This is a genomic window from Microbispora sp. NPDC049125, assembly GCF_040802045.1.
Lineage (GTDB): Bacteria > Actinomycetota > Actinomycetes > Streptosporangiales > Streptosporangiaceae > Microbispora.
On the sequence record NZ_JBEZDW010000014.1, the window covers coordinates 1 to 21,944 of the forward strand.

Sequence of the window (21,944 nt, forward strand, 5' to 3'; positions counted from 1 at the left end):
TGCCGAACTGGGCCGTCTCCGCCGTGAACCGGTCTCCCGTGAGCTGCATCCCGTCGCCGGAGTCACCCGCGAACCGGATGATCACGCGGTCGAGCTGCTGAACCTGCTTGGTCACAGCCCCTCAGTCCTCCTCGACGCACTCGGGCCAGTCAGCTCGAGGCACCTTGTCATGTCCATGCTAAATCCATCGGGTCACGCTTCGTGTTTGCGCCGTGCGCACTTCGCGCCCGCTCCTGGGGCTCGCCGTGGGTGGCGAGGGGGAGCGCGCCTGACGCGGGCCGGTCACCCGGTCGGTGACGTCGCCGGTCAGGGTCGTGATCGGGGTGGTGAACCGTCCGGGCGACACAGGCCCCCCGCGAGCCGGCACAGGTCCACGTGCAAGCGGGCGAAGAGCAGGTTTCGGGTCACGATCCTCAACTATATGCGGGGGATCGCGATGTGGCCTTCCCCTACTCAACCCTTGAGATGGCGGGTCGCCGTTAGGCTGGGTACGCAGGCCGAAGTGCTGGGAGGCGACATGCACGGATATTTCGGCTCGTATGCCGTGGTCGCGGTGCTTCTCCTCATCGGCGTGGCGATCTTCACGGGTGGGCTTTTCGCCAGCCGGATGCTCCGGCCGGACCGCCCGACGCCGGAAAAGCTCACCACGTACGAGTGCGGGGTCGACCCCGTGGGCGAGGGCTGGGCCCAGTCGCAGATCCGCTACTACGTCTTCACATACCTCTACGTCGTGTTCGCCGTCGACGCCGTCTTCCTGTTCCCGTGGGCGACGATCTTCTCCGCCCCCGGGTACGGCATGACCACGCTGGTGGAGATGTTCGTCTTCCTGGCCTTCATCGCCCTCGGCATCGTGTACGCGTGGCGCAAGCGGGTGCTGGCCTGGACATGACCGGGGGCCCGCCGAGGAGGACAATGGCCTCATGGCGGTGAGCGATCTCCCGATGCCCTCGGTTGGGCCGGCGTCCCGGCTGGCGCCCAAGCCGATGAAATTCGTGCTGAACTGGGGCCGCCGCTACTCGTTGTGGGTGTTCAACTTCGGGCTCGCCTGCTGCGCGATCGAGTTCATCGCCACCTCGATGAGCAGGCACGACTTCATCCGGTTCGGGGTGATCCCGTTCGCGAACGGCCCCCGGCAGGCCGACCTGATGATCGTGTCCGGCACGGTGACGGACAAGATGGCCCCGGCGGTCAAGCGGCTCTACGAGCAGATGCCGGATCCGAAGTACGTGATCTCCTTCGGCGCCTGCTCCAACTCGGGCGGACCGTACTGGGACTCGTACTGCGTGACGAAGGGCGTCGACCAGATCATCCCGGTCGACGTGTACGTCCCCGGATGTCCGCCCCGCCCCGAGGCGCTGCTCCACGGGATCATGAAGCTGCAGGAACGCATCGCGGGTGAGACGCTGAGCGACCGCTACCTTCCGGGCGCGGGCTCATGAGCGCCGCCGCCGTCCGGGAGAGGTACGGCTCCCGGATGTCCGACTCCTTCGGGCAGCCCGTGGTGGACGTCGAGCCGGGCGACTGGGTCGGCCTGCTCGCCTTCGCGCGCTCCGAGGGCTTCGAGTTCTTCGACTGGCTGACCGGCGTCGACGAGCCGCCGGAAGCGTTCGGCGTCGTGGCCCACCTCTTCGACCCGGTCGCCATGGCGCACCTGCTTGTCCGCACCCGCGTGCCGCGCGCCGATCCCCGGCTGCCGACCGCGACCGGCGTCTACCGGGGCGCCGACTGGCACGAGCGGGAGACGTACGAGATGTTCGGCGTGGTCTTCGAGGGCCACCCGGACCTGCGTCCCCTGCTGCTGCCGGACGGGTTCGAGGGGCATCCGCTGCGCAAGGACTTCGTGCTGGCCGCGCGGGTCGCCAAGGCGTGGCCGGGGGCCAAGGAGCCGGGGGAGTCGGACCACGGCTCGCCGAGCCGCCGCCGGATGCTGCCCCCCGGCGTGCCGGCCGACTGGGCGGTACGGGAGCCGGACTCTCGGGAGGCAGGTCGTCAGGAGGCGGGTCCCCGGGAGGGGGGCTCTCAAGAGGGGGGCTCTCGGGAGGCGCGCGATGGCTGAGGTGCTCGACGTGGGGGTCCGGCTGGTCACCGTCGTGGCGGCCTTCCTGGTCCTGCCGTTGATCGTCGGGCAGATGGAACACAAGGCCATGGCGCACATGCAGTCGCGCCTCGGGCCGATGTACGCGGGCGGCTTCCACGGATGGGCGCAGCTCATCGCCGACGGCGTCAAGTTCGTCCAGAAGGAGGACGTGATCCCGGCCGCCGCCGACCGCCGGGTCTTCGCGATCGCGCCCGCGGTGGCTCTCGTGCCGTACCTCATCGTGATGGTCGTCATCCCCGTCGGCCCCGGGCTGGTGGGAGTGGACCTCGACGCGGGCCTGTTCTTCGTGCTCGCGGTGATGGGGATCGGCGTGCTCGGCTCGATCATGGCGGGATGGGCGTCGGCGAACAAGTACAGCGTGCTGGGCGGCATCCGGTCGGCGGCCCAGCTCATGTCGTACGAGCTGCCACTGGTGCTGGCGGCCTCCAGCGTCGCGATGGCCGCCGGGACGCTGTCGCTGGAGGGCATCGCGGAGCAGTGGCGGTGGTGGTGGCTGCCGTGGCAGGCCGTCGGCGCCGTGGTGTTCTTCGTCTCCGGGCTGGCCGAGCTCCGCAGGCCCCCGTTCGACATGCCGATCGCCGAATCAGAGATCATCATGGGCCCGATGACCGAGTACACCGGAATCAGGTTCGCCCTGTTCATGCTCGCCGAGTACGTCGGGATCGTGGTGCTGTCCGCGCTGACGACCGTCCTGTTTCTCGGCGGCTGGCAGGGACCCCTGCTGCCCGGACCGGTGTGGACGCTCATCAAGGTCTTCGCGCTGGCGTTCGTGGTGATCTGGGTCAGGGTCAGCTATCCGCGGCTGCGTGAGGACCAGCTCCAGAAACTCGCCTGGGTCGGCCTCGTCCCCCTCGCCCTGCTCCAGCTGGCCCTCACCGGAGTCGTCAAGGTCCTCATAGCCTGAAGCCGCTTCGTCCGCCGGCCTCTGACTGCCGCTATGCAGGACATCTCCACGCTGAGCCGGCGGCTTGAGCATCGCTCGTCCACTCAACGAGCGTCCTGCCGTCGTACATGGTCTGTTCGTGGGTGCTGTACCAATCGTTGAAGTCGGTGTTCGGTACGACCTTTCCACTTTTGAACCAGGTGGCGTTGTCAAGGTCCGCAGAGCCGATGGCGCCTTTCTGAACAAGGCATTCGACGGCTCGGTGTACGGCTTCAACACGCGACTGTGAGGGGCTGGGTGAAGGAACAGGCGGTTCGGCGTCGCAGGAAGCCAGCGCAGCAATCACCATCAGGCCGGCCGTTACAGAAATCACGGATGGGTGAACACGCTTCATTGCGGCGCCTGCATCTGTATCGCCTGTTCCGCCTCCTGTACCCACTGCACGAGGGCCGTTCTCGTGGAGCGTGCGGGCAAGGCCGGCGGCCGTCGCGGCGGCGGACTCCCAGAAGGCCGACAGGTACTGGGGGCCGTTCAGGTGGGAGCGCAGGCGTTCGGCGACGGCCTGGATCTTCTGCTGAATCACCGGGCTGTGCCGGGCCAGGAGGTCGTGCAAGCGCTGGAGCCGTCTGGCCAGCTCCTTGAGGTTGGCCGGATCGACTCCGACGAACTCCCCCACGAGGTGTCCCCTTCGGTCCGGCTACGAGGCGAGCTTCCGGCGCTCCGCCTCCTCCACACGGGCGATCAGATGGGGCTGTTCCTCGAGGACGGCATTGAGCGGCGCTGACAGCTGAGCCTTTCGAGCGTTCCAATCGGCGGCCCACGTGTCGGCCGGCTGCCCCTGCCAGGTGTGGTCGCCGAACATCTGCGGGACCGAACCGAGCGCGTCGAGGATCTTCCGTACGGCTACGGCGGCGGCTTCCATGTCCGCCCTGCACTCGGCGCTGTCGGATGACCCCACTGGCCCCCCAGACGGTAAGGCTGTCCGTAAGCCTAGGGAAGCAGCGGAGCATCGACCAGGGATACCGCTCGTCGACAATGCGGATTACCTGATGCCTACGGCAGGTAAACGGTGTATTCCGCCAGCTCGGAGGTGAGATGCGGTGGCAGGGACGCCGCCGCCGACACGTCTTCTGCGGACACGAAACAGCCCACCGTCTCGCGTGCCCGCAGAATCTGACCGACCAGTTGCGGCGTCATCCCGGGCAGGCCGGCGACGACGTGAGGTGGGGCGTGGTTGAGATCGACGAGTCCGCCGTCGTCGTACTGCCGGGGCAGGTCGGGGCGGCCCACGCGCAACTCACGGGCGAGTGAGGGGTCACTTTGGGCCAGCTCACGTGCCTGGTCCCGCAGGGTCCGCCGCTGCCGGGCGAGCGCCAGTGCGCGCTCGTTTGGCGTGGACGGGTCCGGTCTCGGTGCGAACACCTGCTCCCTGATCACCAGCGACTGGATGGTCCCGCCGATCCAGGCGCCCAGCATTCCGACGGCGATGAGCGCCGACTGCCCTTCCGGGATCTTCTCGGGCTCGTACGCGTTCACGATGGAGATCCAGGCGACGACGCACGCGGCGTACAGGACCGCTGACGCGGCCAGCCACGCGCTGCGCCTGCGGACGGCCGCGAACGCGATGGTGAACGGCGTGGCGAATCCGCAGGTGAACAAGGGGGCGAGCGCCCAGAAGAAGCTGAGCGGCCCGGCTTTCCTCGGTGGTGGGTACATGGTGTAAGGGTTGGGCGGCGGCCAGTTCTGCCCCTGCGGTCCGGGACCGTACGGTGGCGGTCCCCCGTAGCCGTTCATGGATTAGACAATACGTTTATTTCCGGGCTGACGCCCTTTCTTTGCCTCCCGCTTGTGGACAACATGGGGAAAGGGTGCCTGCCGGTGTGGATAACTTCCGGGGGGCGGGCCGCACGTTCTCCTCAGGGCGATAGTGCGCCATGATGTTGCATGTGGCGCGCATACCAGGAGAAGGGCTTGCCAAGGGGCTGGCCGTTACCCTCCGGCACATGCTGCGCAAGTCAGACACGCAGCAGTACCCGGAGGTCAAACCGGAGCTTCCTCCTCGCAGCCGGGGAGTCATCGCCCTGGTCGAGGAGAACTGCACCGTCTGCATGCTCTGCGCCCGGGAGTGCCCCGACTGGTGCATCTACATCGACTCCCACAAGGAGACGCTCCCCGCGCCCGAAGGCGGCCGTCCACGGGCGCGCAACGTGCTCGACAGATTCGCCATCGACTTCTCGCTGTGCATGTACTGCGGCATCTGCATCGAGGTCTGCCCGTTCGACGCGCTGTTCTGGTCCCCGGAGTTCGAGTACTCCGAGTACGACATCCGTGACCTCATCCACGAGAAGGACCAGCTTGGCGAGTGGGCGGCGACCGTCCCTCCGCCGCCGCCCCACGAAAGCGGGGCGGAGCCGCCGAAGGAGATCGCGGCCGCGTCCAGGCCCGCCCGCCCGGTCCGTACGGCACCGCGCGCCGAGCCCGCCCCGCCTCCAATCGCCCCGCCTCCGGCCGGCAGTGCGCCGACCGGACCAGACACTCCTGACACGACGGCCGCGGCAGGTTCCGAGAGCTCGGCAGCCGTCCCAGGTTCCGGCGGCTCCTCGCCGGCCCCCCGTTCCGAAGTCACGCCACCCCCGGGCGCACCGGCTCCGGCCGTCCCCACGCCTGAAGCCGCCGGGGACGCCGCGGATTCCGCCGGCAGGGTGGCCAGGCCGGCCCGCCGCGAGCCGCCGAGGCCGATGAGGGACGTCCGCTCCATCCGGCCGCCGGGATCGCTGCCCAAGAAGCCCGAGAAGCCCGAGAACCCCCAGAACCCCGAGAACCCCGAGAAGAAGGACGGGCCAGAGGAGGACGCGTGACATCCCAGGCGCCGGGCCTCTGGCCGCCTTCCGGGCCGGAGGTCGTCTTCCTGCTCCTCGGCGTCGTCGCGCTCATCTCGGCCCTGCTGGTCGTCACGACGCGGCAGCTCGTTCACGCCGCGCTGTGGCTGGTCCTGTGCTTCGGCGCGCTGGCGGGAAGCTATCTCGTGCTGACCGCCGAGTTCGTGGCGTGGGTGCAGGTGCTGATCTACGTCGGCGCGATCGTGGTGTTGCTGCTGTTCGGCATCATGCTCACCCGGGCTCCCATCGGCAGGTCGGCCGACCTCGACTCCGGCAACCGCTGGGCCGCCGCGGCCGTCGCCGTCGCCACCGCCGCCGTGCTCGTGACCGTGGTGACCACCGGATTCCGTACGGCCTACGCCCCTCTCGACCCCGGCCAGGGGGCCGCGAAGCCGCTGGGGTCGAGCATCTTCCGCACGTGGGTGCTGCCGTTCGAGGCGCTGTCCGTGCTGCTCCTCGCGGCCCTGATCGGCGCCATCGTGCTCTCCCGCACCGACATCAAGGGGCGGCGATGAACGCGGCCCGCGCGCTGGGGCGGTGACGCGGATGCACGTGGTCTATCCAGTCGTGGTGTCCGCCCTGTTGTTCTCGATCGGCGTGTACGGCCTGCTGGCCCGGCGCAACGCCATCCTCGTCCTGATGTCGGTCGAGCTCATGCTCAACGCGGTCAACCTCAATCTGGTGGCCTTCGACGTATGGCTGCGCGACCGGCTGCACGGCGGCCAGGTCCTCACGTTGTTCGTGATCGTCATCGCCGCCGCCGAAGTGGGGCTCGGGCTCGCCATCGTGCTGGCGGTGTTCCGCACGCGGCAGACGATCGACGTCGACCGTCTCCGTGCTCTCGCGGAGCGGGATCCGGCGACCGGTGTGGCGGAGCGGGATCCGGCGACCGGTGTGGCGGAGCGGGTGCCGTCCGGGGACGACGACGGGGAGGGGCGCTCGTGATCTCCGTGGTGGCCTTGATCATCGTTTTGCCGTTCGCCGCCGCCGTCCTGGGGTTGCTCGGCTCGCGATGGCCGCGTGGCGTGAGCCGTACGGACCGCGACGATCTCGCGGCCGGCCGCAGGGCGGCGTGGTTCGCGATCGCGCCGGGCGCAGCCTCGGCGGCGCTCACCCTGTGGCTGGCCCTCGACCTGTCGCGGGGGGCCGGGCGGAGCGGGCCGGGCGCGCCGTTCTGGACGGGACTCCTGCCGGGGCACGCCGAGGGAACGCTCACCGTGGTGGAGACGGGCTCGGTGCCCATCTCCGTGTCACTGCGCGCTGACGGATTGTCAGTGCTGGCCGGCATCCTGGTCGTCGTGGTGGCGCTGGCGGTGCAGGTCTACTCGGTCGGGTACATGCGGGACGATTCCCGCTACCCGTCCTACAGCGCGTTCATCAGCCTGTTCACCAGCGCCATGCTGCTCGTGGTCTACGCGGGGGACCTGATCGTCCTGTACGCCGGCTGGGAGGCCATGGGCCTGTGCTCCTACCTCCTGATCGGGCACTGGTGGGAGGACCGGGCGAACTCCCGGGCCGCGGTCAAGGCGTTCCTGGTCACGCGGCTCGGCGACGTGGGGTTCCTGTTCGGGATCTTCACGCTCGGCGTCGCCGCCGGCAGCTTCCGGATCGACGACGTGCTGCGCGCCGACATTCCCAGAGGCACGCTGATCATCGCCACGCTGCTCCTGCTCGCGGGTGTCGCGGGCAAGAGCGCCCAGGTGCCGCTGCAGACGTGGCTCCCGGACGCGATGGCGGGCCCCACGCCGATCAGCGCGCTCATCCACGCGGCCACGATGGTCGCGGCGGGCATCTTCCTCGTCGTCCGGCTCTACCCGGCCTTCCTCGCCGCGCAGCCCACCCTTGACGTGCTGGCCGTGATCGCCGCGATCGGCATGCTCGGCGCGGCGCTCGCGGCACTCGCGCAGGACGATCTGAAGCGCGTCCTCGCCTACTCGACGATCAGCCAGCTCGCGTACATGGCCGGGGCGCTGGCAGCCGGGTCCGACGGGGCGGCGATCTTCCACCTCGTGACACACGGGGCGTTCAAGGCGCTGCTGTTCCTGTGCGCGGGGGTGGTCATCCACCACGTCGGGTCGAATCTGATGAGCCACATGGGCGGCTTGCGCGCGGCGCTGCCGGTCACGTTCTGGAGCATGACGATCGGCTTCGCCGCTCTCATGGGCCTGCCCCCGGCCAGTGGCCTGTTCAGCAAGGACGCCGTCATCTCCGCGATCGAGCACGCGCACGGCCCGGCCCAGCCGTTCCTGTACGCGTCGGCGCTGCTCACCGTGGGAGTGACCGGCGCGTACGCCACCCGGGCGTGGCTGCGCACCTTCTTCGGCCCGGAGCGGATCGAGCCGTTGCCCGAGCCGCCTCCCGGCACGGCCCATGTCTTCGACGGCAGGGAGGCGCCCCGCTCGATGCTGTGGCCGGTGGGCGTGCTGGCGGTGCCCGCCCTGCTGCTCGGGTTCGCCGGGCCCGGCATGGCCGGGGTCGAGACCGACTGGGGTGCGGCGGCCGTGAGCCTCGTCCTGGCGCTGCTCGGGGCGGGGATCGTCTACGCGCTGTGGCGGGCCGCGCCCGAGCAGGACCCGGCACGGCTGCTCGGCCCGTTCCGGGGGCCGTGCGAGCGGGCCTTCTCCGTCGACGCCCTGTACGCCGCCCTCGTCGCCCGGCCCGTTCTCCGGTTGGCGAGAGGTGTCGTACGCACCGACGCGACGGTGGTCGACGGGGCGGTGCGCGGCTCCGGGCGGGCCACCCTTGGCCTGTCCGGTCTGGTCCGGCTCATCCAGAACGGCAATGCGCAGCTCTACGTGACCGGCGTCGTGGCCGGGCTGCTGATCCTCTCAGTGGCGGCGGTGGTGCTGGCGTGAGCGAACAGGCCAGTGTGCGCGGTGGCGTCACCGGTGAGCGGGGCGCGACCCCACCGGCAGAGGCGGTCGCATGAGCGCGCTCCTCGTCGCCCTGCTTGCCGTGCCCCTGGCAGGAGCCGCCGGACTCCTCGCTCCCGCCTTCCGCGAGCGGGGGGCGGCGGTCTACGGCGTCGCCGTCTCAGCCGTGGTGCTGGCCCTCGCCGTCGTGGTCGCCGTGGCCTTCGACCACGGGCGTCCCGGCCGGATGCAACTCCAGGTGGACCGTCCATGGATCCCCGGGCTCGGCCTGCGGTTCCATCTCGGGATCGACGGGATCTCGCTGCCGCTCGTCGTGCTCACCGCGCTGCTGACGCTCCTGTGCCTCGTCCATCTCGCCGGCCACCCGCCGGAGGCCGGCCGTCCGCGCGCGCTGGTGTTCACGCTGCTCATCCTCGAAGTCGGGATGATCGGCACGTTCCTCGCCCTCGACCTGCTGCTGTTCTTCGTGTTCTTCGAGGTCGTGCTCGTCCCGATGTACTTCGTGATCGCGTTGTGGGGCGGCGGGGCACGCCGGGCGGCGGCGGTGAAGTTCATCCTCTACACCCTGCTGGGCTCGGCCGTCCTGCTGATCGGGTTGCTCGTCGTCTGGACCCAGGCCGGGACCCTCGACATGGTCGGCCTCGCCGCCCGGCACGGGCAGGGCATGACAAGGACGGCGCAGATCGCGGCCTTCCTCGCCATCGGCCTCGGCCTGGCCGTCAAGACGCCCATGTGGCCGCTGCACACCTGGCTGCCCGACGCTCACACCGAGGCGCCCACCGTCGGCTCGGTCCTGCTCGCGGGCGTGCTGCTCAAGATGGGCACGTACGGCTTCGCGCGCATCGCGATCCCGGTCCTGCCCGAGGGCGCCGCCGCGCTCGCGCCATGGCTGGGGGCGTTCGCCGTCGCCGGCATCGTCTACGGCTCGCTCGCCTGCCTGGCACAGCGCGACCTCAAACGGATGATCGCCTACTCGTCCGTCGGCCACATGGGATTCGTGCTGCTCGGCCTGGCGACGCTCACCCCCGTGGGCATGAACGCGGCCCTGTTCGGCAACGTCGCTCACGGCCTCATCACCGGCCTGCTGTTCTTCCTCGCCGGAGCCGTGAAGGAGCGGTACGGCACGGCCGACATGGTACGGATGGGCGGTGGGATGCTGCGCCGCCTGCCGTACGTCGGGTCGCTGCTGACCTTCGCCTGCGTCGCGTCGCTGGGTCTTCCCGGGCTCGCCGGCTTCTGGGGGGAGATGCTCGCGCTGCTGGGCGCCTTCCGGCCCGCCGCCGCGCTGTCCCGGCCGCTGTTCCTCGTCTTCATGGCGGTCGGCGGCGTGGGCACGGTTCTGACCGCGGCGTACTTCCTCGTCATGCTGTCACGGATCACCCATGGGCGGCCGATGGAGACCGTGCCGGTGGGGCCGCCGCTGGCCACGGCGGAGGAGATCCGCGCGGTGCTCGGGACGGGTGAGCCCGTCGAGCCGGTGGCCGCCGGGGCTGCCGTCGCCGACGTCGAGGCGGGGCCGGCAGCCGGGGAGGCCCTGTGGACGCAGCACCCCCAGCACCCCGAGGACGGCGGAGACATCGAGGCGGTCCCCGGCCGGCCGGTGAGGGCGGCGCGGCCGGGGTTGCTGGGGGAGGTGACGGGGAGCGAGCTGGTCGCCTGGGTGCCCCTGGTGGCGCTGATCGTGCTCTTCGGGCTCTGGCCCAAGGCTCTGCTGGCCGTCACCACGCCCGCCGTCCAAGCGATCTTCGGGGTGGGGGCGCCATGAGCGGCGGGCTGATCCAGTCGATCGACTACGCCGCGCTGGCGGTCCCGCTGATCCTCGCTGTGGTGGCCGGGCTGGTGCTGCTCCTCGACGCCTTCCTGCCGGACCGGCCCGGCGGCGGCCGCCTGCTCGGGCTCGTCACGCTCGGCGGCGTCGCGGCGTCCTTGGCCGTCGTGGCTCTGCAGGCGGCGGGCGGCGGGGAGCGCCGCACGTTCTGCGTCCCGGACGCGCCGGCCGGCCCCGGCCCGCAGGCGTGCTCGTACGTCGCCGACCGGTTCACCCTCGTCTTCGCGGCGGTGGTCCTCGCCGCCGGGCTGGTCGTCGTGCTGCTGTCCATGGCGGAGCTGGCCGACGGGCGGATCCCCGCGGGCGAGTGGTACTTCCTGTTGCTCGCGACCCTTGCCGGCGCGACGCTGCTGCCCGCGTCCCGCGACCTGATCATGCTGGTCGTGTCGCTTGAGCTGGCGTCGCTGCCGGTCTTCGCGCTCACGGCGATGCGGCGCTACGACGGCCGGGCGACCGAGGCGGCGCTCAAGCTCTTCCTCGTGTCGGTCGTCTCCACGGCCGTCATGTTGTTCGGCGTGTCCCTGCTCTACGGCGTGACGGGATCGGTGCATCTCGACCGCGTCGCCGGCGCGCTCGCCTCGGCTTCCGCCGGCTCAGGAGCCGCCGCGCCGGAGCTCGCGACCTCGGGGGTCGTCCCCGTCGCGGTGGTGCTGGTGCTGGCCGGCTTCGCCTTCAAGGTGGCCGCGGTGCCGTTCCACTCCTGGGCCGGGGACGTCTACCAGGGCGCGCCCATCCCGGTGGCCGCCCTGCTGTCGGTCGTGTCCAAGGCGGCGGGATTCGCCGGTCTCATCCTGATTCTCACGTCCGCACTGCCCGGCCAGGCCGGCGTGTGGGCTCCGGTCGTCGCGGTGATCGCCGCGCTGACCATGACCGCCGGCAACGTCCTCGCCCTGCGGCAGCGTGACGCCGTGCGGCTGCTCGCCTGGTCGTCGGTCGCCCAGTCGGGGTACGTCCTCGCGCCGCTGGCGGCCTTCGCCGGTGTGCGCCACCGAGCGCCGGCCGACGTGGCCGGAGTCGCCCGGGCCTCCATCGCTTACCTGGTGTTCTACGCGGCGATGAACCTCGTGGCCTTCTGCGTGGTCATGCTCGTCTCCCGGCGGCGGGAGCGGAACGAGATGGACGACTACCGCGGGCTGGCCCTCCGGAGCCCCGCGGCCGGGCTCGCCCTCGCCTTCTCGCTGGTCTGCCTGGCGGGGCTCCCGCCGGGGCTCGCCGGGCTGTTCGCGAAGGTCGTGGTCTTCCGCGAGGTCATCCAGGGCGGCCTTGGCTGGCTCGCCGTCGTGATGGCGGTCAACACGGTGATCGGGCTCTACTACTACATCGCGTGGACGGCCCGCCTGTTCACTCCTGAGCCGGCAGGCGGGGGACTTCCGAGACCGGCGCCTGCCGCCGTGCCGGTGGTGGTCGCGGTGGCGTTCGCCGTCGTCGTGACGGTCGCGTTCTCCGTGGCCCCGCAGCTCGTGCTGTCCGCCGCCGGCTGATCGCGGCGCCTCTTCCTCGGGGAACGTTCTCCCAGGCCGTACGCGTTGTAGGGCTGGAAGCACCAACCGGGAGGAGGAGGCGTGCACCACAACGGTCTGCGCACCGCGGTCCTTCTGGGGGCTCTGTCCGCGTTGATCCTCGCGGCGGGGGCCTGGCTGGGGGGCGGCTCCGGTGTGCGGCTCGCCTTCGTGGTCGCGCTGGCGACGAGCTGTGCCGCTTACTTCTTCTCCGACAAGTTCGCCCTGGCGGCCCTGCGTGCGCGGCCCGTCGCGGAGGTCGAGCAGCCGGTGCTCTACAAGATCGTCCGGGAGTTGTCCTACGACGCCCGGCAGCCCATGCCGCGCCTCTACGTCTCCCCGACCATGCAGCCCAACGCGTTCGCGACCGGCCGCAACCCGCGCAACGCGGCGGTGTGCGTCACCCACGGCGTGCTCGCCCTGCTGGACGAGCGCGAGCTCAAGGGCGTGCTGGGCCACGAGCTGTCGCACGTCTACAACCGGGACATCCTGATCTCGTCGGTCGCGGGCGCGCTGGCCACAATGATCACGTACTTCGGATACCTCGGCCTGTTCTTCGGGTCCGACGACGACGAGGGGCCCGGCTTCCTCGGCGCGCTGCTGGTGATGATCCTCGGCCCGGTCGCCGCGTCGATGATCCAGATGGCGATCTCCCGCTCGCGCGAGTTCGCCGCGGACGAGTCCAGCGCCCGGCTCACCGGCGATCCGCTCGCGCTCGCCTCGGCTCTGCGCAAGATCGAGCTGGGGGTCCGCCGCCTGCCGCTGCCGGAGAACGGCAGGCTGGCGTCCACCAGCCATCTGATGATCGTCAATCCGTTCCGGGGGGCGGGCCTCGGCAAGCTGTTCTCGACCCATCCGCCGATCGCGACCCGGATCTCCCGGCTGGAACGGATGGCCGGCTACCGCCGCTGAGCCGGGGATTTTCAGAACCTGTCCCGTTCGGCGGCGCGGCGTGATCCACTGCTCGTGTGGAAGCGGTTCTCAGCGGACTGATCGGTGTTCTCGGCACCTTGCTCGGGTCCGTGGTCACCTACTACTTCCAGCGCCAGAGCGCGGAGCGCACAGAACGAATCGCCCGGACCGAGCGGCTGCGACAGGAACGGCTCGCGGCGTACAGCGAATTCGCCGGCGCCGCGACCGACCTGCGGCGTGCGGCCTACGACCGCTGGCATCGGTACGAGGAGGATCCTCAAGGCGGCGAGTTCAACGCCGCACGCGATGAGTACTACCGGCTCTACGCGGTCGCCAGAAACGCCCAGCTGCGCCTGCGGTTGCTGACCGGAGACCGCGATCTCGTCGAGTCTGCCCACATGGCCGTAGAACGAGCTACGGAGATCGTGAAAGCCGACACTGAGGAGGACCGGGCGAGCCGGGGAGAGATCGCGCGCCATGCCCTCGACGCCTTCGTCTCAGCGGCCGCCCGTCGGCTCGAATGAGCGCGGGCGCGCGACCCGGTCAGGAGCGCCGGTGGACGGGGTCGGTCTCGCCGGGGCTGAGGGCGGGCAGGCCGTCGATGCTCTCGCGGTTGTGAGTGGCCCGGTAGGTGCGCCTCTGCTGGACGTCCTTGCGGCCCGCCCACTCGTCGAGCAGCGGCCTGTCCTGGTCGTACTTCATGAAGGGGACGGCGAAGCCGCACGAGTCGGTGATGCGGTCGCAGCTCACCACGATGATCGACCGGACTCCCGGGTGAGGCCCGAACAGTGTGATGAGCTCGTCGAAGCCGTCGTCGTGCGGGGTCACCACGCGGCCCGTGCCGTAGAGCCGGACGATGTTCGGCGGCCCGGCGAAGGCGCAGAACATGACCGTCACGCGGCCGTTGTCGCGGATGTGGGCGATGGTCTCGACGCCGCTTCCGTCGAGGTCGAGGTAGGCGACCGTGGTGTCGTCGATGATCGCGAAAGTGTCGGCGTACCCCTTGGGGGAGACGTTGACGTGCCCACCCGCCTCCGGGGCGGTCGCGACGAAGAAGACCGGCTGCGCGGAGATGAACTCGCGCAGCCGGTCCGTCAGCCGGTCATAGCTCTTGCCCATGGTTTGACCATAACGCGGGTCACTCGTCCGCCAACGACCAGGTCCACGCACTGGACTCGATCTTGAGCAGGCCGGACGTGACGCCGGTGGCCGGATCCACGTTCGGGACGACGCCGAGTACGGCCGGAGTGCGGGGTGGCCGCCGACGCCACGCTCTGAGGGAGCTCCTCACACCCCCGGATGGAGGACACGGCGCAGGAACTCCCGGGTGCGTTCATGCTGCGGATCGGCGATGACCTGCTGCGGCGGGCCGTCCTCGACGATCGCGCCGTTGTCCATGAACACCACCCGGTCGGCGACCTCGCGGGCGAACCCCATCTCGTGGGTGACCACCAGCATGGTCATGCCCTCCTCGGCGAGCTGCCGCATGACCGACAGCACGTCGCCGACGAGCTCCGGGTCGAGAGCCGAGGTGGGCTCGTCGAAGAGCATGAGCGACGGGCTCATGGCCAGGGCGCGGGCGATGGCGACCCGTTGCTGCTGGCCGCCGGACAGCTGCCCGGGGTAGGCGTCCGTCTTGTCGCTCAGCCCCACCCTCTCCAGGTTCTCCCGGGCGACGCGGTCGGCCTCGGCGCGGCCGCGCTTCAGCACCCGCTGCTGCGCGATGGTGACGTTGCGCAGCACCGTGAGGTGCGGGAAGAGGTTGAACTGCTGGAACACCATGCCGAGCCGCCGCCGCGCCGCGTCGATGTCCACGTCGGGGTCGGTGAGCTCGATGCCGTCCACGACCACCTGGCCGGAGGTGGGCTGCTCCAGCAGGTTGACGCAGCGCAGCAGCGTCGACTTGCCCGAGCCCGACGGTCCGATCACGCAGACGACCTGACCGCTCTCGACCGTGAAGTCGATGCCCTTGAGGACTTCCAGCCGCCCGAACGACTTGTGCAGGTTCCTGATCTCTACGGTGCTCATCGGCCCGCTCTCTGACGTGCTTCCAGCCGCCGCGCGGCGTACCCGAGGGGGATGGTGAGCAGCAGGTACGTCAGGCCGGACACGAAGATCGGCGTGGGGTTGGCGAACGTGGACGCCTGGTCGTTGCCGAACTTGGCCAGCTCCACCTGGGCGCCGGTGAGACCGAGGAACTGCACCAGCGAGGAGTCCTTGAACAACAGGACCACCTCGTTGGTGAGCGGCGGGATCACGATCCTGACGGCCTGGGGGATGACGATCGAGACCATCGCCCGCAGGTACGGCATGCCGAGCGAGCGGGCGGCCTCCATCTGCCCCTTGGGAACCGCCTGCAGCCCGGCCCGGAACGTCTCGGCCATGTACGCGGCCGAGACCAGGCCCAGACCCAGCGCGACCTGGCCGTACACGTCGCCGGGGACGTGGTAGCCCGGGAACGCCAGCGGCAGGCTGCCGATCATCAGGAAGATGACCAGCGCGGGGAGCCCCCGGAAGATCTCGACGTACGTCGTCGCGATCCACCGGTAGGGCGCCACGGAGGACTGCCGCATCAGCGCCAGCAGCAGGCCGAGGACGAAGCCCGCCACGTATCCGCTCACCGTGTAGATCACCGTGTTCTTCAACGCCACGGTGAACAGGGCCGGCAGGCCCTCGCCGGCCACCTCGGTGTTGAGGAACGACTGGCGGATCGAGCCCCAGTCGGCCAGCGAGACAAGGACGACCGCGATGACGGCCAGCACGGCGTACTGGATGGCCCGGCTGATCCGCTGCCGCTTGCGAGGGCTCATCCCGCCCCGCTTGGGGCGTGGAGTCTGCGGTTCGGTCATGGAGGTCACGACGACTTGGGCTCGGTGCCGAACCACTTCTTGTAGATGGCGTTGTAGGTGCCGTCCTTCTTGGCGGCCGCCAGAACCTCGTTGATCGTCTTCGCCAGCGCCGTGTTGGTCTTCTTCATGCCGATGCCGTACTGCTCGCCGGTGTCGAGGCTGGCGGCCATCTCGAACTTGGCGCCGATCTCCGGCTTCTTCAGCCAGGTCAGCACGACCGGGAGGTCCTGCACGATCACGTCGACCTGGCCGGTCTGCAGGCCGAGCAGCTCCTTGGGGGAGTCCGCGAACTCGATCGGGTCCAGGCCCGCCTTCTTGACGTAGTCGAGGCCGGTGGTGGAGGCCTGGGCGCCCAGCTTGAGGCCCTTCGCCTTGACGTCGTCGAGGGAGGTGATCCCGCTGTCCTTCTTCGTCATCAGCGCCTGCGTCGCGTCGAAGTAGGGGTCGGAGAACAGCAGGTTCTTCTTGCGCTCGTCGGTGATCGTCATGCCAGCGGCGGCGACGTCGCACTTGCCGGCGTTGAGCGCCGCACCGCTCTTGATGGCGGCGAAGTCGATGTCGACGATGTCCTGCGTCACGCCCAGCTTCTTGGCGACCAGGTCGACGATGTCGACGTCGAAGCCGACGACCTTGCCGTTCTGATTGAACTGGAAGGGCTCGTACGGGATGTTCGTGCAGGTGGTCAGCTTGCCCCCGTTGACCAGGGACACTCCGCCCGCCGCGGTGGCCGAGGTCGTCGTATCGCTGGACCCTCCGCCACAGGCGGAGATCGTCAACGCCGCCGCCAGCGCCGCCGCGCCGATGCCCGCTATCCGACTGGTGGACCAGGGAGCCACACCGGCCTCCTCGCGATTTGTGTGAACGTGTGCTGCTTGTCACGCGCAGTTTAGAGGAATAAGGACACCGTTTTGCTCTCGGGTGTTACGGCTGTGGAAAACCTCTTGACGCTGATCAGAGCACATGAGTCCCTCCGGGAGCACCAGAAAGGGGCGTTACCAAATAGCGATGTCCGAAAAGCTCAGACGAGCTCGGCGGCCGACCCGGTGAGCGCGTTGAACCGGGCGAGCATCCGCGCCAGCAGCCGTACGTCCTCCTCGGGCCAGGCGGACAGCAGGGAGTGGAGCAGCTCCCGGCGCGCGTCCCGGGCACTCTCCAGCCGCCGCCGTCCCTCCTCGGTGAGACCCAGCAGGTGGGCCCGGCGGTCCAGCGGGTCGGGCTCCCGGCCGATCAGCCCCAGGTCCTCCAGGCCCTTGAGCTGCCGGCTGACGGTCGCCTTACCGACGCCGAGGTACGCCGCCAGGTCGCTCGGCCGTACGGGAGCGACCTGGCAGATCCGCACGAGCAGGCCATAGGCTCCCGGGTCCAGCTCGGAATGCACGGAGCGGCTGAGCTCGGCGGAGATGCCGTGAGCGCGCCGGAAGAGGACGGCGAGCTGATGCTCGACATCGTGGTACGCCTGGATGTCCTCGGCCACCTTGACGCTCTCGTCAGCTTCGACGCGGGAAGGGGCTTCGGAGACCTCCCTGGCCTGGACGCTCGGAAAGCTGTCGGCGGAGCCCGTTTTCGTCATCGGCCGCCTCCTCTCGTCGCGTCCTGCCGGCTCAGCACTGTCCGGCTCAGCACTGTCCGGCTCAGCACTGTCCGGCTCAGCACTGTCCGGCTCAGCATTGTTCCGGTGAGGCCGAGGTCACCCGCGTACGGCCTGGATGTCCAGCTCCACCTTCACCGTCGCGCCGATGAGGGAGATGCCCGCCTGCACCACCTGGTTGTACGTCATCGCGAAGTCCTCCCGGCGCAGCTCGGTGACCGCGCGGAACGCGGCGCGCAGGCCGCCCCAAGGATCCGGGCCGGTGCCCAGGTACCGCATGTCGAGATCGACCGGGCGCACCACGCCGCTCAACGTCAGGATGCCATGGACGGTCCATCGATCCGGCCCGATGGGGGAGAGCCCGGCGCTCCGGTAGGAGATCGTGGGGTGGACGGAGACGTCGAGGAAGTCGGGCGAGCGCAGATGGTCGTCGCGGGTGCCGTTGCCCGTGTCGATCGAGGCCGCCACGATGTCGGCGGTGACCGACGACGCCTCGGCGGTGGCGCCGATCTCGATGAGCCCGCCGAACTCGGCGAACCGCCCCTGCACGCTGCTCAGGCCCAGGTGCTGGGCGGTGGCCGCGACCGTGGAGTGCGCCGGGTCGATGGTCCACTCCCCGGGTGGGGGAAGCTCGGTGCCGCCCTGCCTGGCCAGCACGATCGTGCCCAGGTCGGCGGTGCCCGCCGCCGACGCGATCGCCGTCGACGCGGCCGGCGCGTACCCCAGCGCCGTCACCACGAGGGTGTAGACGCCGGGTGGGAGCGGGCCCGTGGCGGCCAGCCCGTCGCCGTCCGCGTCCACCCGCGCGACCTGGCGTCCCGACATGTCGGTCACGGTGACAACCGCGTGCTGCACCGCCCAGCCGTCCCTCGTCCGGATCCGGGCCCGCAGGCCCTGCCGGGCGGCGGGTGCGGGCGAGACCTGCGAGACCTGCGGGCCGGTTCCTGTGCCGGTGTCCATGGTGCCCCTGCTCTCACTGCGCGTCATGGCGTACGGATCCTCACTCGGCGTGGCCGAGCCACAGGTCGTAGCCGTCGTCACCCTGGCCGTTCAGGGTCACGGTGTCGGCGACGGGCGGGTAGCCGGTGGCGATGATGGTGTACTGGCCGCCGGTCAGGTCGGCGAAGGCGTACTCGCCGTCCTCTCCGGTGGTCGCGGTGCCGACCACGTTGCCCGCGGCGTCGAGCAACGTCACCCGCGCGTCGGTGACCGGCCCGCCGTTCCGCACGCGGATCGTGCCGCGGACCCGCGCCCCGGGGAGCAGCTCGACGTCCTGCCTGGTCCGGCCGGTGCCGGCGATCTCGACCGGGACCGCCACCGGACGGTACGCCTCCGCGCTCACCGCGAGGGTGTAGGCGCCCGCGACGACCGCAGAGAAGGCGAACGCGCCTTCGGCGTCCGTCGTGCCGCCGGCCGTGACCTCGCCCCGCACGTCGGTCAGGACGACGACCGCCTCGGGGACGGGCTTGCCGGCGGCGTCGCGCACCGTCCCCACGAGGCCGCCGGAGCCCGCGAGCACCATGTCGAACTCGACCGGCTGGTCGCCGACCACCAGGGTCGCGACCTGCGGGTCCCGCTCCACCGCCGAGGCGATCAGGACGTACGTCCCGCCGCCGGGGGCCCGTATGGCGTACCCGCCGTCCGCCTGAGTCGTCGTACGGCCGAGCTGGTGGCCGCGTACGTCGATCAGCGTGAGCGTCGCCTGGCGGACCGGGAAGCCGTCCTCTCCGCTGATGAAACCGCTGATCTCGACGCCCGCGCCGATCTCGCCGCGCGGCTCGCCGGCGAAGGAGTGCGTCGGCGTGGCCTCCGCGAACGGGTCGAACTCGCCGGCCTGGGCGGCCTCCCGGGGGCGGGCGGTCTGGGCGTACGCGGCCGGCTGGCGCTCCCGTTGCGCGTGACGTCCCGGCGCCGTGCCGTTCTTGCTCGGGGAGGGCTTGCCCGGGGAGGGCTCCGCCACGTCCGTCCTGCCGCCGGAGGCCGTGCGCAGCGGGACCTCCTTGATGAACAGGACGGCGATCAGCGCCAGCAACGCCGCCGGCGCCGCGTACAGGAACAGGTCGCCCACGCCGTGACCGTACGCGTTCTCCACGACGGCGCGTACGGGGGCGGGCAGCGCGTCGAGCCGGGGGATCGAGCCGTCGCCGACGGCCCCGTGGATGCCGAGGGAGGCCAGGCCCTCCTCGGTGTACTGGGTGACCTTGTGGACCGCCACGGCTCCCAGCGCCGACACGCCGATCGCGCCGCCGAGGGAGCGGAAGAACGCGACGAGCGAGCTGCCCGCGCCCAGCTCCTCGGCCCGCACCTGGTTCTGCACGGCCAGGACGAGGTTCTGCTGCGTCATGCCGAGGCCGACGCCGACGCAGAACATGTACACGGCCACCAGCCAGTAGTCCGTGTCGTACCGCAGGCTGCCCATCAGGGCGAACCCGCCGGTGAGCAGGACGGTGCCGATGACCAGGATCACCTTCCAGCGTCCCGTACGGGTGATGATCTGGCCGGCGGTGGTCGAGGCGATCGCCAGCCCGAGGATCAGCGGGAGGGTCATGAGCCCCGCCATGGTGGGGGTCTCGCCCCGGGCGAGCTGGAAGTACTGGCTGAGGAACGTCGTGGCGCCGAACAGCCCGACGCCGACGAGCACGCTCGCCACGACGGCGAGGCTGATCGTACGGACCCGGAACAGCCGCAGCGGGACGATGGGCTCCTTGGCCCTCGACTCCACGAGCAGGAACAGCAGCGTCAGCACGAGCGCCCCGCCGACCATCGCGGCGGTCTGCCACGACATCCAGTCGTACTTGGTGCCGGCGAAGGAGACCCACACCAGAAGCAACGAGACGGCCGCGGCGATCAGCACGGCGCCGCCCCAGTCGATGCTGACGCGTCGCTTGAGCACGGGAAGGTGAAGGGTCTTCTGCAGGACGAGGAGAGCGATCACGGCGAAGGGGACGCCCACGTAGAAGCACCACCGCCAGCCGAGCCAGGAGGTGTCCACGATCACGCCGCCGACCAGGGGGCCGCCGATGGTCGCGATGGCGAACACCGCGCCGAGGTAGCCCGAGTAGCGGCCGCGCTCCCGTGGCGCGATCATCGCCGCCATGATGACCTGTGACAGGGCGAGCAGGCCGCCGGCGCCGATGCCCTGGATCACCCTCGCGGCGATCAGCATCTCCGAGTTCCGGGAGAGACCGGCGATCGCGGAGCCGACCACGTAGACGACGATCCCGAGCTGGACGAGGATCTTCTTGCTCGTCAGGTCGGCCAGCTTGCCCCAGATCGGAGTGGAGACCGTCACCGCGAGCAGCGATGACGTGATCACCCATGTGTAGGTGGTCTCGTCCGCGTGCAGCGCCGCCGTGATCGTCGGCAGGGCGTTCGACACGACGGTCGACGACAGGATCGCCACGAACATCCCGAGAAGCAGCCCGGAGAGGGCCTCCATGATCTCCCGGTGTGTCATCTGTACAGGCGCGTCGGTTGCCGCCGGCGGTGCCTCGGCCGGTGTCGTGTTCGCCATGATTTCCTTCCACTGCCCCGGCGCAAGCGTGCCGCCGTGCCTCCGGCTGCTGGTGGCCGTCGTACGAGGCCGCACCTGGCGGAGCCTTTCCAATTAGTTTGCCTAAGTAAGTATATCTGATCGTTGCTTGAGGCAACCATGTGTGGGGGTGACGGTGGCCGGGGTGGGCGGTGACGGGCTGCGGCCTATGGCGCGGTGAGGGACGTACGGCTGGCCCCTGGGGCCGTGCGCTGGAACGCCTGCGCGGCTACGCGGGAAGGGGCGCCTATGGGCCGTGCGTAATGGGGTACCGGGCGCGCCGGAGGCACGCCTGTGGGGTTGTGCGGGGCGGCATCGCGCTTGTCCGGTCGACGGCACACGTGCGCTTGTGGGGTTGCGGACGTGCGCTGATGGCGCACGCGCCGGTCGGGTCTGCTGGCTTGCTGGTAAGCGGTATCGGCGTACGCGCGGTCGCGCGCCTGATCGGATCGCGCGCGCTGCCGGCGTACGCCTTCCGCGTGTGCCCGGCCTGGCGTTACCGGTAGTTCGTGAACTGAAGGGCGATGTCGAGGTCCTTGCCCTTGAGCAGGGAGATGACCTCCTGGAGCTCGTCCTTCTTCTTCGAGCTGACCCGGAGCTCGTCGCCCTGGATCTGCGCCTTCACGCCCTTCGGGCCCTCGTCCCGGATCATCTTGGAGATCTTCTTCGCGTTCTCCTGGTCGATGCCCTCCTTCAGGGAGACCATCAACCTGTACTCCTTGCCGGACAGCTTCGGCTCACCCGCGTCGAGGACCTTCAGCGAAAGCCCCCGCTTGACGATCTTGTCTCTGAACACCTCGAGGACGGCGTTCGCCCGCTCCTCGCTGTTCGCCTTGATCTCGATGCCGTCCTGTCCCGACCAGGAGATGCTCGCGCCGGTGCCCTTGAAGTCGAAGCGGTGTCCGACCTCCTTGACCGTCTGATTCAGAGCGTTGTCGACCTCCTGCCGGTCGATCTTGCTGACCACGTCGAAACTGCTGTCGGCCATCGGTGTCCGTGTCCT

At 70.1% G+C, this 21,944-nt stretch carries 23 protein-coding genes and 1 pseudogene; 12 read left to right on the forward strand and 12 right to left on the reverse strand.

All coding sequences use genetic code 11. The features are described from left to right. Positions 1 to 306: 306 nt before the first annotated feature. On the reverse strand, positions 307 to 408 hold the full coding sequence (locus AB0B72_RS17750; protein WP_367739874.1) for a putative leader peptide: 102 nt from the start codon (positions 406 to 408) through the stop codon (positions 307 to 309). A 109-nt stretch (positions 409 to 517) separates the two neighbouring features. Here AB0B72_RS17750 and AB0B72_RS17755 point away from each other — a divergent pair, with 109 nt between their 5' ends. The 4 genes from AB0B72_RS17755 to nuoH all read left to right on the forward strand — a co-directional run bounded on the left by AB0B72_RS17755 (position 518) and on the right by nuoH (position 3,002). Further along, a complete protein-coding gene (locus AB0B72_RS17755; protein WP_367739875.1) occupies positions 518 to 889 on the forward strand; it encodes an NADH-quinone oxidoreductase subunit A in 372 nt (123 codons plus the stop codon). A gap of 94 nt (positions 890 to 983) precedes the next feature. Next, entirely contained in the window at positions 984 to 1,439 is a 456-nt protein-coding gene (locus tag AB0B72_RS17760; RefSeq protein ID WP_367740038.1) for an NADH-quinone oxidoreductase subunit B, read from the forward strand. Beyond that, entirely contained in the window at positions 1,436 to 2,056 is a 621-nt protein-coding gene (locus AB0B72_RS17765) for an NADH-quinone oxidoreductase subunit C (RefSeq protein WP_367739876.1), read from the forward strand. The genes AB0B72_RS17760 and AB0B72_RS17765 overlap by 4 nt, the downstream gene beginning before the upstream one ends. Further along, on the forward strand, positions 2,049 to 3,002 hold the full coding sequence (gene nuoH, locus AB0B72_RS17770; RefSeq protein ID WP_367739877.1) for an NADH-quinone oxidoreductase subunit NuoH: 954 nt from the start codon (positions 2,049 to 2,051) through the stop codon (positions 3,000 to 3,002). Before AB0B72_RS17765 ends, nuoH begins: the two co-directional genes overlap by 8 nt. Before the next feature lie 31 nt (positions 3,003 to 3,033). On the opposite strand, the gene AB0B72_RS17775 is transcribed toward nuoH, so the two are convergent. From AB0B72_RS17775 to AB0B72_RS17785, 3 genes are all read right to left on the reverse strand, one after another. Further along, the gene (locus AB0B72_RS17775; RefSeq protein ID WP_367739878.1) at positions 3,034 to 3,657 is read right to left on the reverse strand and encodes a hypothetical protein; all 624 of its coding nucleotides are present in this window, start codon (positions 3,655 to 3,657) and stop codon (positions 3,034 to 3,036) included. Between the two features lie 21 nt (positions 3,658 to 3,678). Next, entirely contained in the window at positions 3,679 to 3,903 is a 225-nt protein-coding gene (locus AB0B72_RS17780; RefSeq protein WP_367739879.1) for a hypothetical protein, read from the reverse strand. Between the two features lie 131 nt (positions 3,904 to 4,034). Further along, complete coding sequence (locus AB0B72_RS17785; protein ID WP_367739880.1) at positions 4,035 to 4,697, reverse strand: helix-hairpin-helix domain-containing protein; 663 nt, start codon at positions 4,695 to 4,697, stop codon at positions 4,035 to 4,037. A 287-nt stretch (positions 4,698 to 4,984) separates the two neighbouring features. Between AB0B72_RS17785 and AB0B72_RS17790 the strand changes: the two genes are divergently transcribed. From AB0B72_RS17790 to AB0B72_RS17825, 8 genes and pseudogenes are all read left to right on the forward strand, one after another. Beyond that, positions 4,985 to 5,839 carry an NADH-quinone oxidoreductase subunit I gene (locus AB0B72_RS17790; protein ID WP_367739881.1) on the forward strand — a complete coding sequence of 285 codons (855 nt, stop codon included), beginning with the start codon at positions 4,985 to 4,987 and terminating at the stop codon, positions 5,837 to 5,839. Beyond that, positions 5,836 to 6,375 carry an NADH-quinone oxidoreductase subunit J gene (locus AB0B72_RS17795; RefSeq protein WP_367739882.1) on the forward strand — a complete coding sequence of 180 codons (540 nt, stop codon included), beginning with the start codon at positions 5,836 to 5,838 and terminating at the stop codon, positions 6,373 to 6,375. The genes AB0B72_RS17790 and AB0B72_RS17795 overlap by 4 nt, the downstream gene beginning before the upstream one ends. Before the next feature lie 31 nt (positions 6,376 to 6,406). Further along, positions 6,407 to 6,691: pseudogene (gene nuoK, locus AB0B72_RS17800) on the forward strand (NADH-quinone oxidoreductase subunit NuoK); the annotation flags it as partial. Between the two features lie 110 nt (positions 6,692 to 6,801). Next, entirely contained in the window at positions 6,802 to 8,715 is a 1,914-nt protein-coding gene (locus tag AB0B72_RS17805) for an NADH-quinone oxidoreductase subunit L (RefSeq protein WP_367739883.1), read from the forward strand. A 70-nt stretch (positions 8,716 to 8,785) separates the two neighbouring features. Beyond that, the gene (locus tag AB0B72_RS17810) at positions 8,786 to 10,498 is read left to right on the forward strand and encodes a NuoM family protein (RefSeq protein WP_367739884.1); all 1,713 of its coding nucleotides are present in this window, start codon (positions 8,786 to 8,788) and stop codon (positions 10,496 to 10,498) included. Then, the gene (locus tag AB0B72_RS17815; RefSeq protein ID WP_367739885.1) at positions 10,495 to 12,042 is read left to right on the forward strand and encodes an NADH-quinone oxidoreductase subunit N; all 1,548 of its coding nucleotides are present in this window, start codon (positions 10,495 to 10,497) and stop codon (positions 12,040 to 12,042) included. Before AB0B72_RS17810 ends, AB0B72_RS17815 begins: the two co-directional genes overlap by 4 nt. Before the next feature lie 81 nt (positions 12,043 to 12,123). Next, a complete protein-coding gene (gene htpX, locus AB0B72_RS17820) occupies positions 12,124 to 12,972 on the forward strand; it encodes a zinc metalloprotease HtpX (RefSeq protein WP_367739886.1) in 849 nt (282 codons plus the stop codon). Between the two features lie 56 nt (positions 12,973 to 13,028). Beyond that, the gene (locus AB0B72_RS17825; RefSeq protein ID WP_367739887.1) at positions 13,029 to 13,496 is read left to right on the forward strand and encodes a hypothetical protein; all 468 of its coding nucleotides are present in this window, start codon (positions 13,029 to 13,031) and stop codon (positions 13,494 to 13,496) included. Between the two features lie 19 nt (positions 13,497 to 13,515). On the opposite strand, the gene AB0B72_RS17830 is transcribed toward AB0B72_RS17825, so the two are convergent. The 8 genes from AB0B72_RS17830 to AB0B72_RS17865 all read right to left on the reverse strand — a co-directional run bounded on the left by AB0B72_RS17830 (position 13,516) and on the right by AB0B72_RS17865 (position 21,929). Then, positions 13,516 to 14,091: a pyridoxamine 5'-phosphate oxidase family protein gene (locus AB0B72_RS17830; protein WP_367739888.1), complete on the reverse strand. Its 576-nt coding sequence runs from the start codon at positions 14,089 to 14,091 to the stop codon at positions 13,516 to 13,518. 168 nt (positions 14,092 to 14,259) lie between these two features. Beyond that, entirely contained in the window at positions 14,260 to 15,000 is a 741-nt protein-coding gene (locus AB0B72_RS17835) for an amino acid ABC transporter ATP-binding protein (RefSeq protein ID WP_367739889.1), read from the reverse strand. Next, positions 14,997 to 15,821, reverse strand: a complete 825-nt coding sequence (locus AB0B72_RS17840) for an amino acid ABC transporter permease (RefSeq protein ID WP_367739890.1) — start codon at positions 15,819 to 15,821, stop codon at positions 14,997 to 14,999. The genes AB0B72_RS17835 and AB0B72_RS17840 overlap by 4 nt, the downstream gene beginning before the upstream one ends. Before the next feature lie 5 nt (positions 15,822 to 15,826). Continuing rightward, positions 15,827 to 16,657, reverse strand: coding sequence for a transporter substrate-binding domain-containing protein (locus AB0B72_RS17845; RefSeq protein ID WP_367739891.1), 831 nt, complete (start codon positions 16,655 to 16,657; stop codon positions 15,827 to 15,829). Between the two features lie 182 nt (positions 16,658 to 16,839). After that, complete coding sequence (locus AB0B72_RS17850; protein ID WP_367739892.1) at positions 16,840 to 17,391, reverse strand: MarR family winged helix-turn-helix transcriptional regulator; 552 nt, start codon at positions 17,389 to 17,391, stop codon at positions 16,840 to 16,842. A gap of 117 nt (positions 17,392 to 17,508) precedes the next feature. Further along, a complete protein-coding gene (locus AB0B72_RS17855) occupies positions 17,509 to 18,396 on the reverse strand; it encodes a YceI family protein (RefSeq protein WP_367739893.1) in 888 nt (295 codons plus the stop codon). A 13-nt stretch (positions 18,397 to 18,409) separates the two neighbouring features. Next, positions 18,410 to 20,866 (reverse strand): MFS transporter, encoded by a 2,457-nt coding sequence (locus AB0B72_RS17860; protein WP_367739894.1) that lies wholly within the window; start codon positions 20,864 to 20,866, stop codon positions 18,410 to 18,412. 571 nt (positions 20,867 to 21,437) lie between these two features. Continuing rightward, entirely contained in the window at positions 21,438 to 21,929 is a 492-nt protein-coding gene (locus AB0B72_RS17865) for a YajQ family cyclic di-GMP-binding protein (RefSeq protein WP_367739895.1), read from the reverse strand. Positions 21,930 to 21,944: the final 15 nt, after the last annotated feature.

Excerpts from the sequence above, each read along its gene's own strand:
- AB0B72_RS17755 (WP_367739875.1), top strand. The coding sequence starts at position 518 with ATGCACGGATATTTCGGCTCGTATGCCGTGGTCGCGGTGCTTCTCCTC.
- AB0B72_RS17760 (WP_367740038.1), top strand. The coding sequence starts at position 984 with ATGAAATTCGTGCTGAACTGGGGCCGCCGCTACTCGTTGTGGGTGTTC.
- AB0B72_RS17765 (WP_367739876.1), top strand. The coding sequence starts at position 1,436 with ATGAGCGCCGCCGCCGTCCGGGAGAGGTACGGCTCCCGGATGTCCGAC.
- nuoH (WP_367739877.1), top strand. The coding sequence starts at position 2,049 with ATGGCTGAGGTGCTCGACGTGGGGGTCCGGCTGGTCACCGTCGTGGCG.
- AB0B72_RS17780 (WP_367739879.1), bottom strand. The coding sequence starts at position 3,903 with ATGGAAGCCGCCGCCGTAGCCGTACGGAAGATCCTCGACGCGCTCGGT.
- AB0B72_RS17785 (WP_367739880.1), bottom strand. The coding sequence starts at position 4,697 with ATGTACCCACCACCGAGGAAAGCCGGGCCGCTCAGCTTCTTCTGGGCG.
- AB0B72_RS17790 (WP_367739881.1), top strand. The coding sequence starts at position 4,985 with ATGCTGCGCAAGTCAGACACGCAGCAGTACCCGGAGGTCAAACCGGAG.
- AB0B72_RS17810 (WP_367739884.1), top strand. The coding sequence starts at position 8,786 with ATGAGCGCGCTCCTCGTCGCCCTGCTTGCCGTGCCCCTGGCAGGAGCC.
- AB0B72_RS17815 (WP_367739885.1), top strand. The coding sequence starts at position 10,495 with ATGAGCGGCGGGCTGATCCAGTCGATCGACTACGCCGCGCTGGCGGTC.
- AB0B72_RS17830 (WP_367739888.1), bottom strand. The coding sequence starts at position 14,091 with ATGGGCAAGAGCTATGACCGGCTGACGGACCGGCTGCGCGAGTTCATC.
- AB0B72_RS17835 (WP_367739889.1), bottom strand. The coding sequence starts at position 15,000 with ATGAGCACCGTAGAGATCAGGAACCTGCACAAGTCGTTCGGGCGGCTG.
- AB0B72_RS17840 (WP_367739890.1), bottom strand. The coding sequence starts at position 15,821 with ATGACCGAACCGCAGACTCCACGCCCCAAGCGGGGCGGGATGAGCCCT.
- AB0B72_RS17850 (WP_367739892.1), bottom strand. The coding sequence starts at position 17,391 with ATGACGAAAACGGGCTCCGCCGACAGCTTTCCGAGCGTCCAGGCCAGG.
- AB0B72_RS17855 (WP_367739893.1), bottom strand. The coding sequence starts at position 18,396 with ATGACGCGCAGTGAGAGCAGGGGCACCATGGACACCGGCACAGGAACC.
- AB0B72_RS17860 (WP_367739894.1), bottom strand. The coding sequence starts at position 20,866 with ATGACACACCGGGAGATCATGGAGGCCCTCTCCGGGCTGCTTCTCGGG.
- AB0B72_RS17865 (WP_367739895.1), bottom strand. The coding sequence starts at position 21,929 with ATGGCCGACAGCAGTTTCGACGTGGTCAGCAAGATCGACCGGCAGGAG.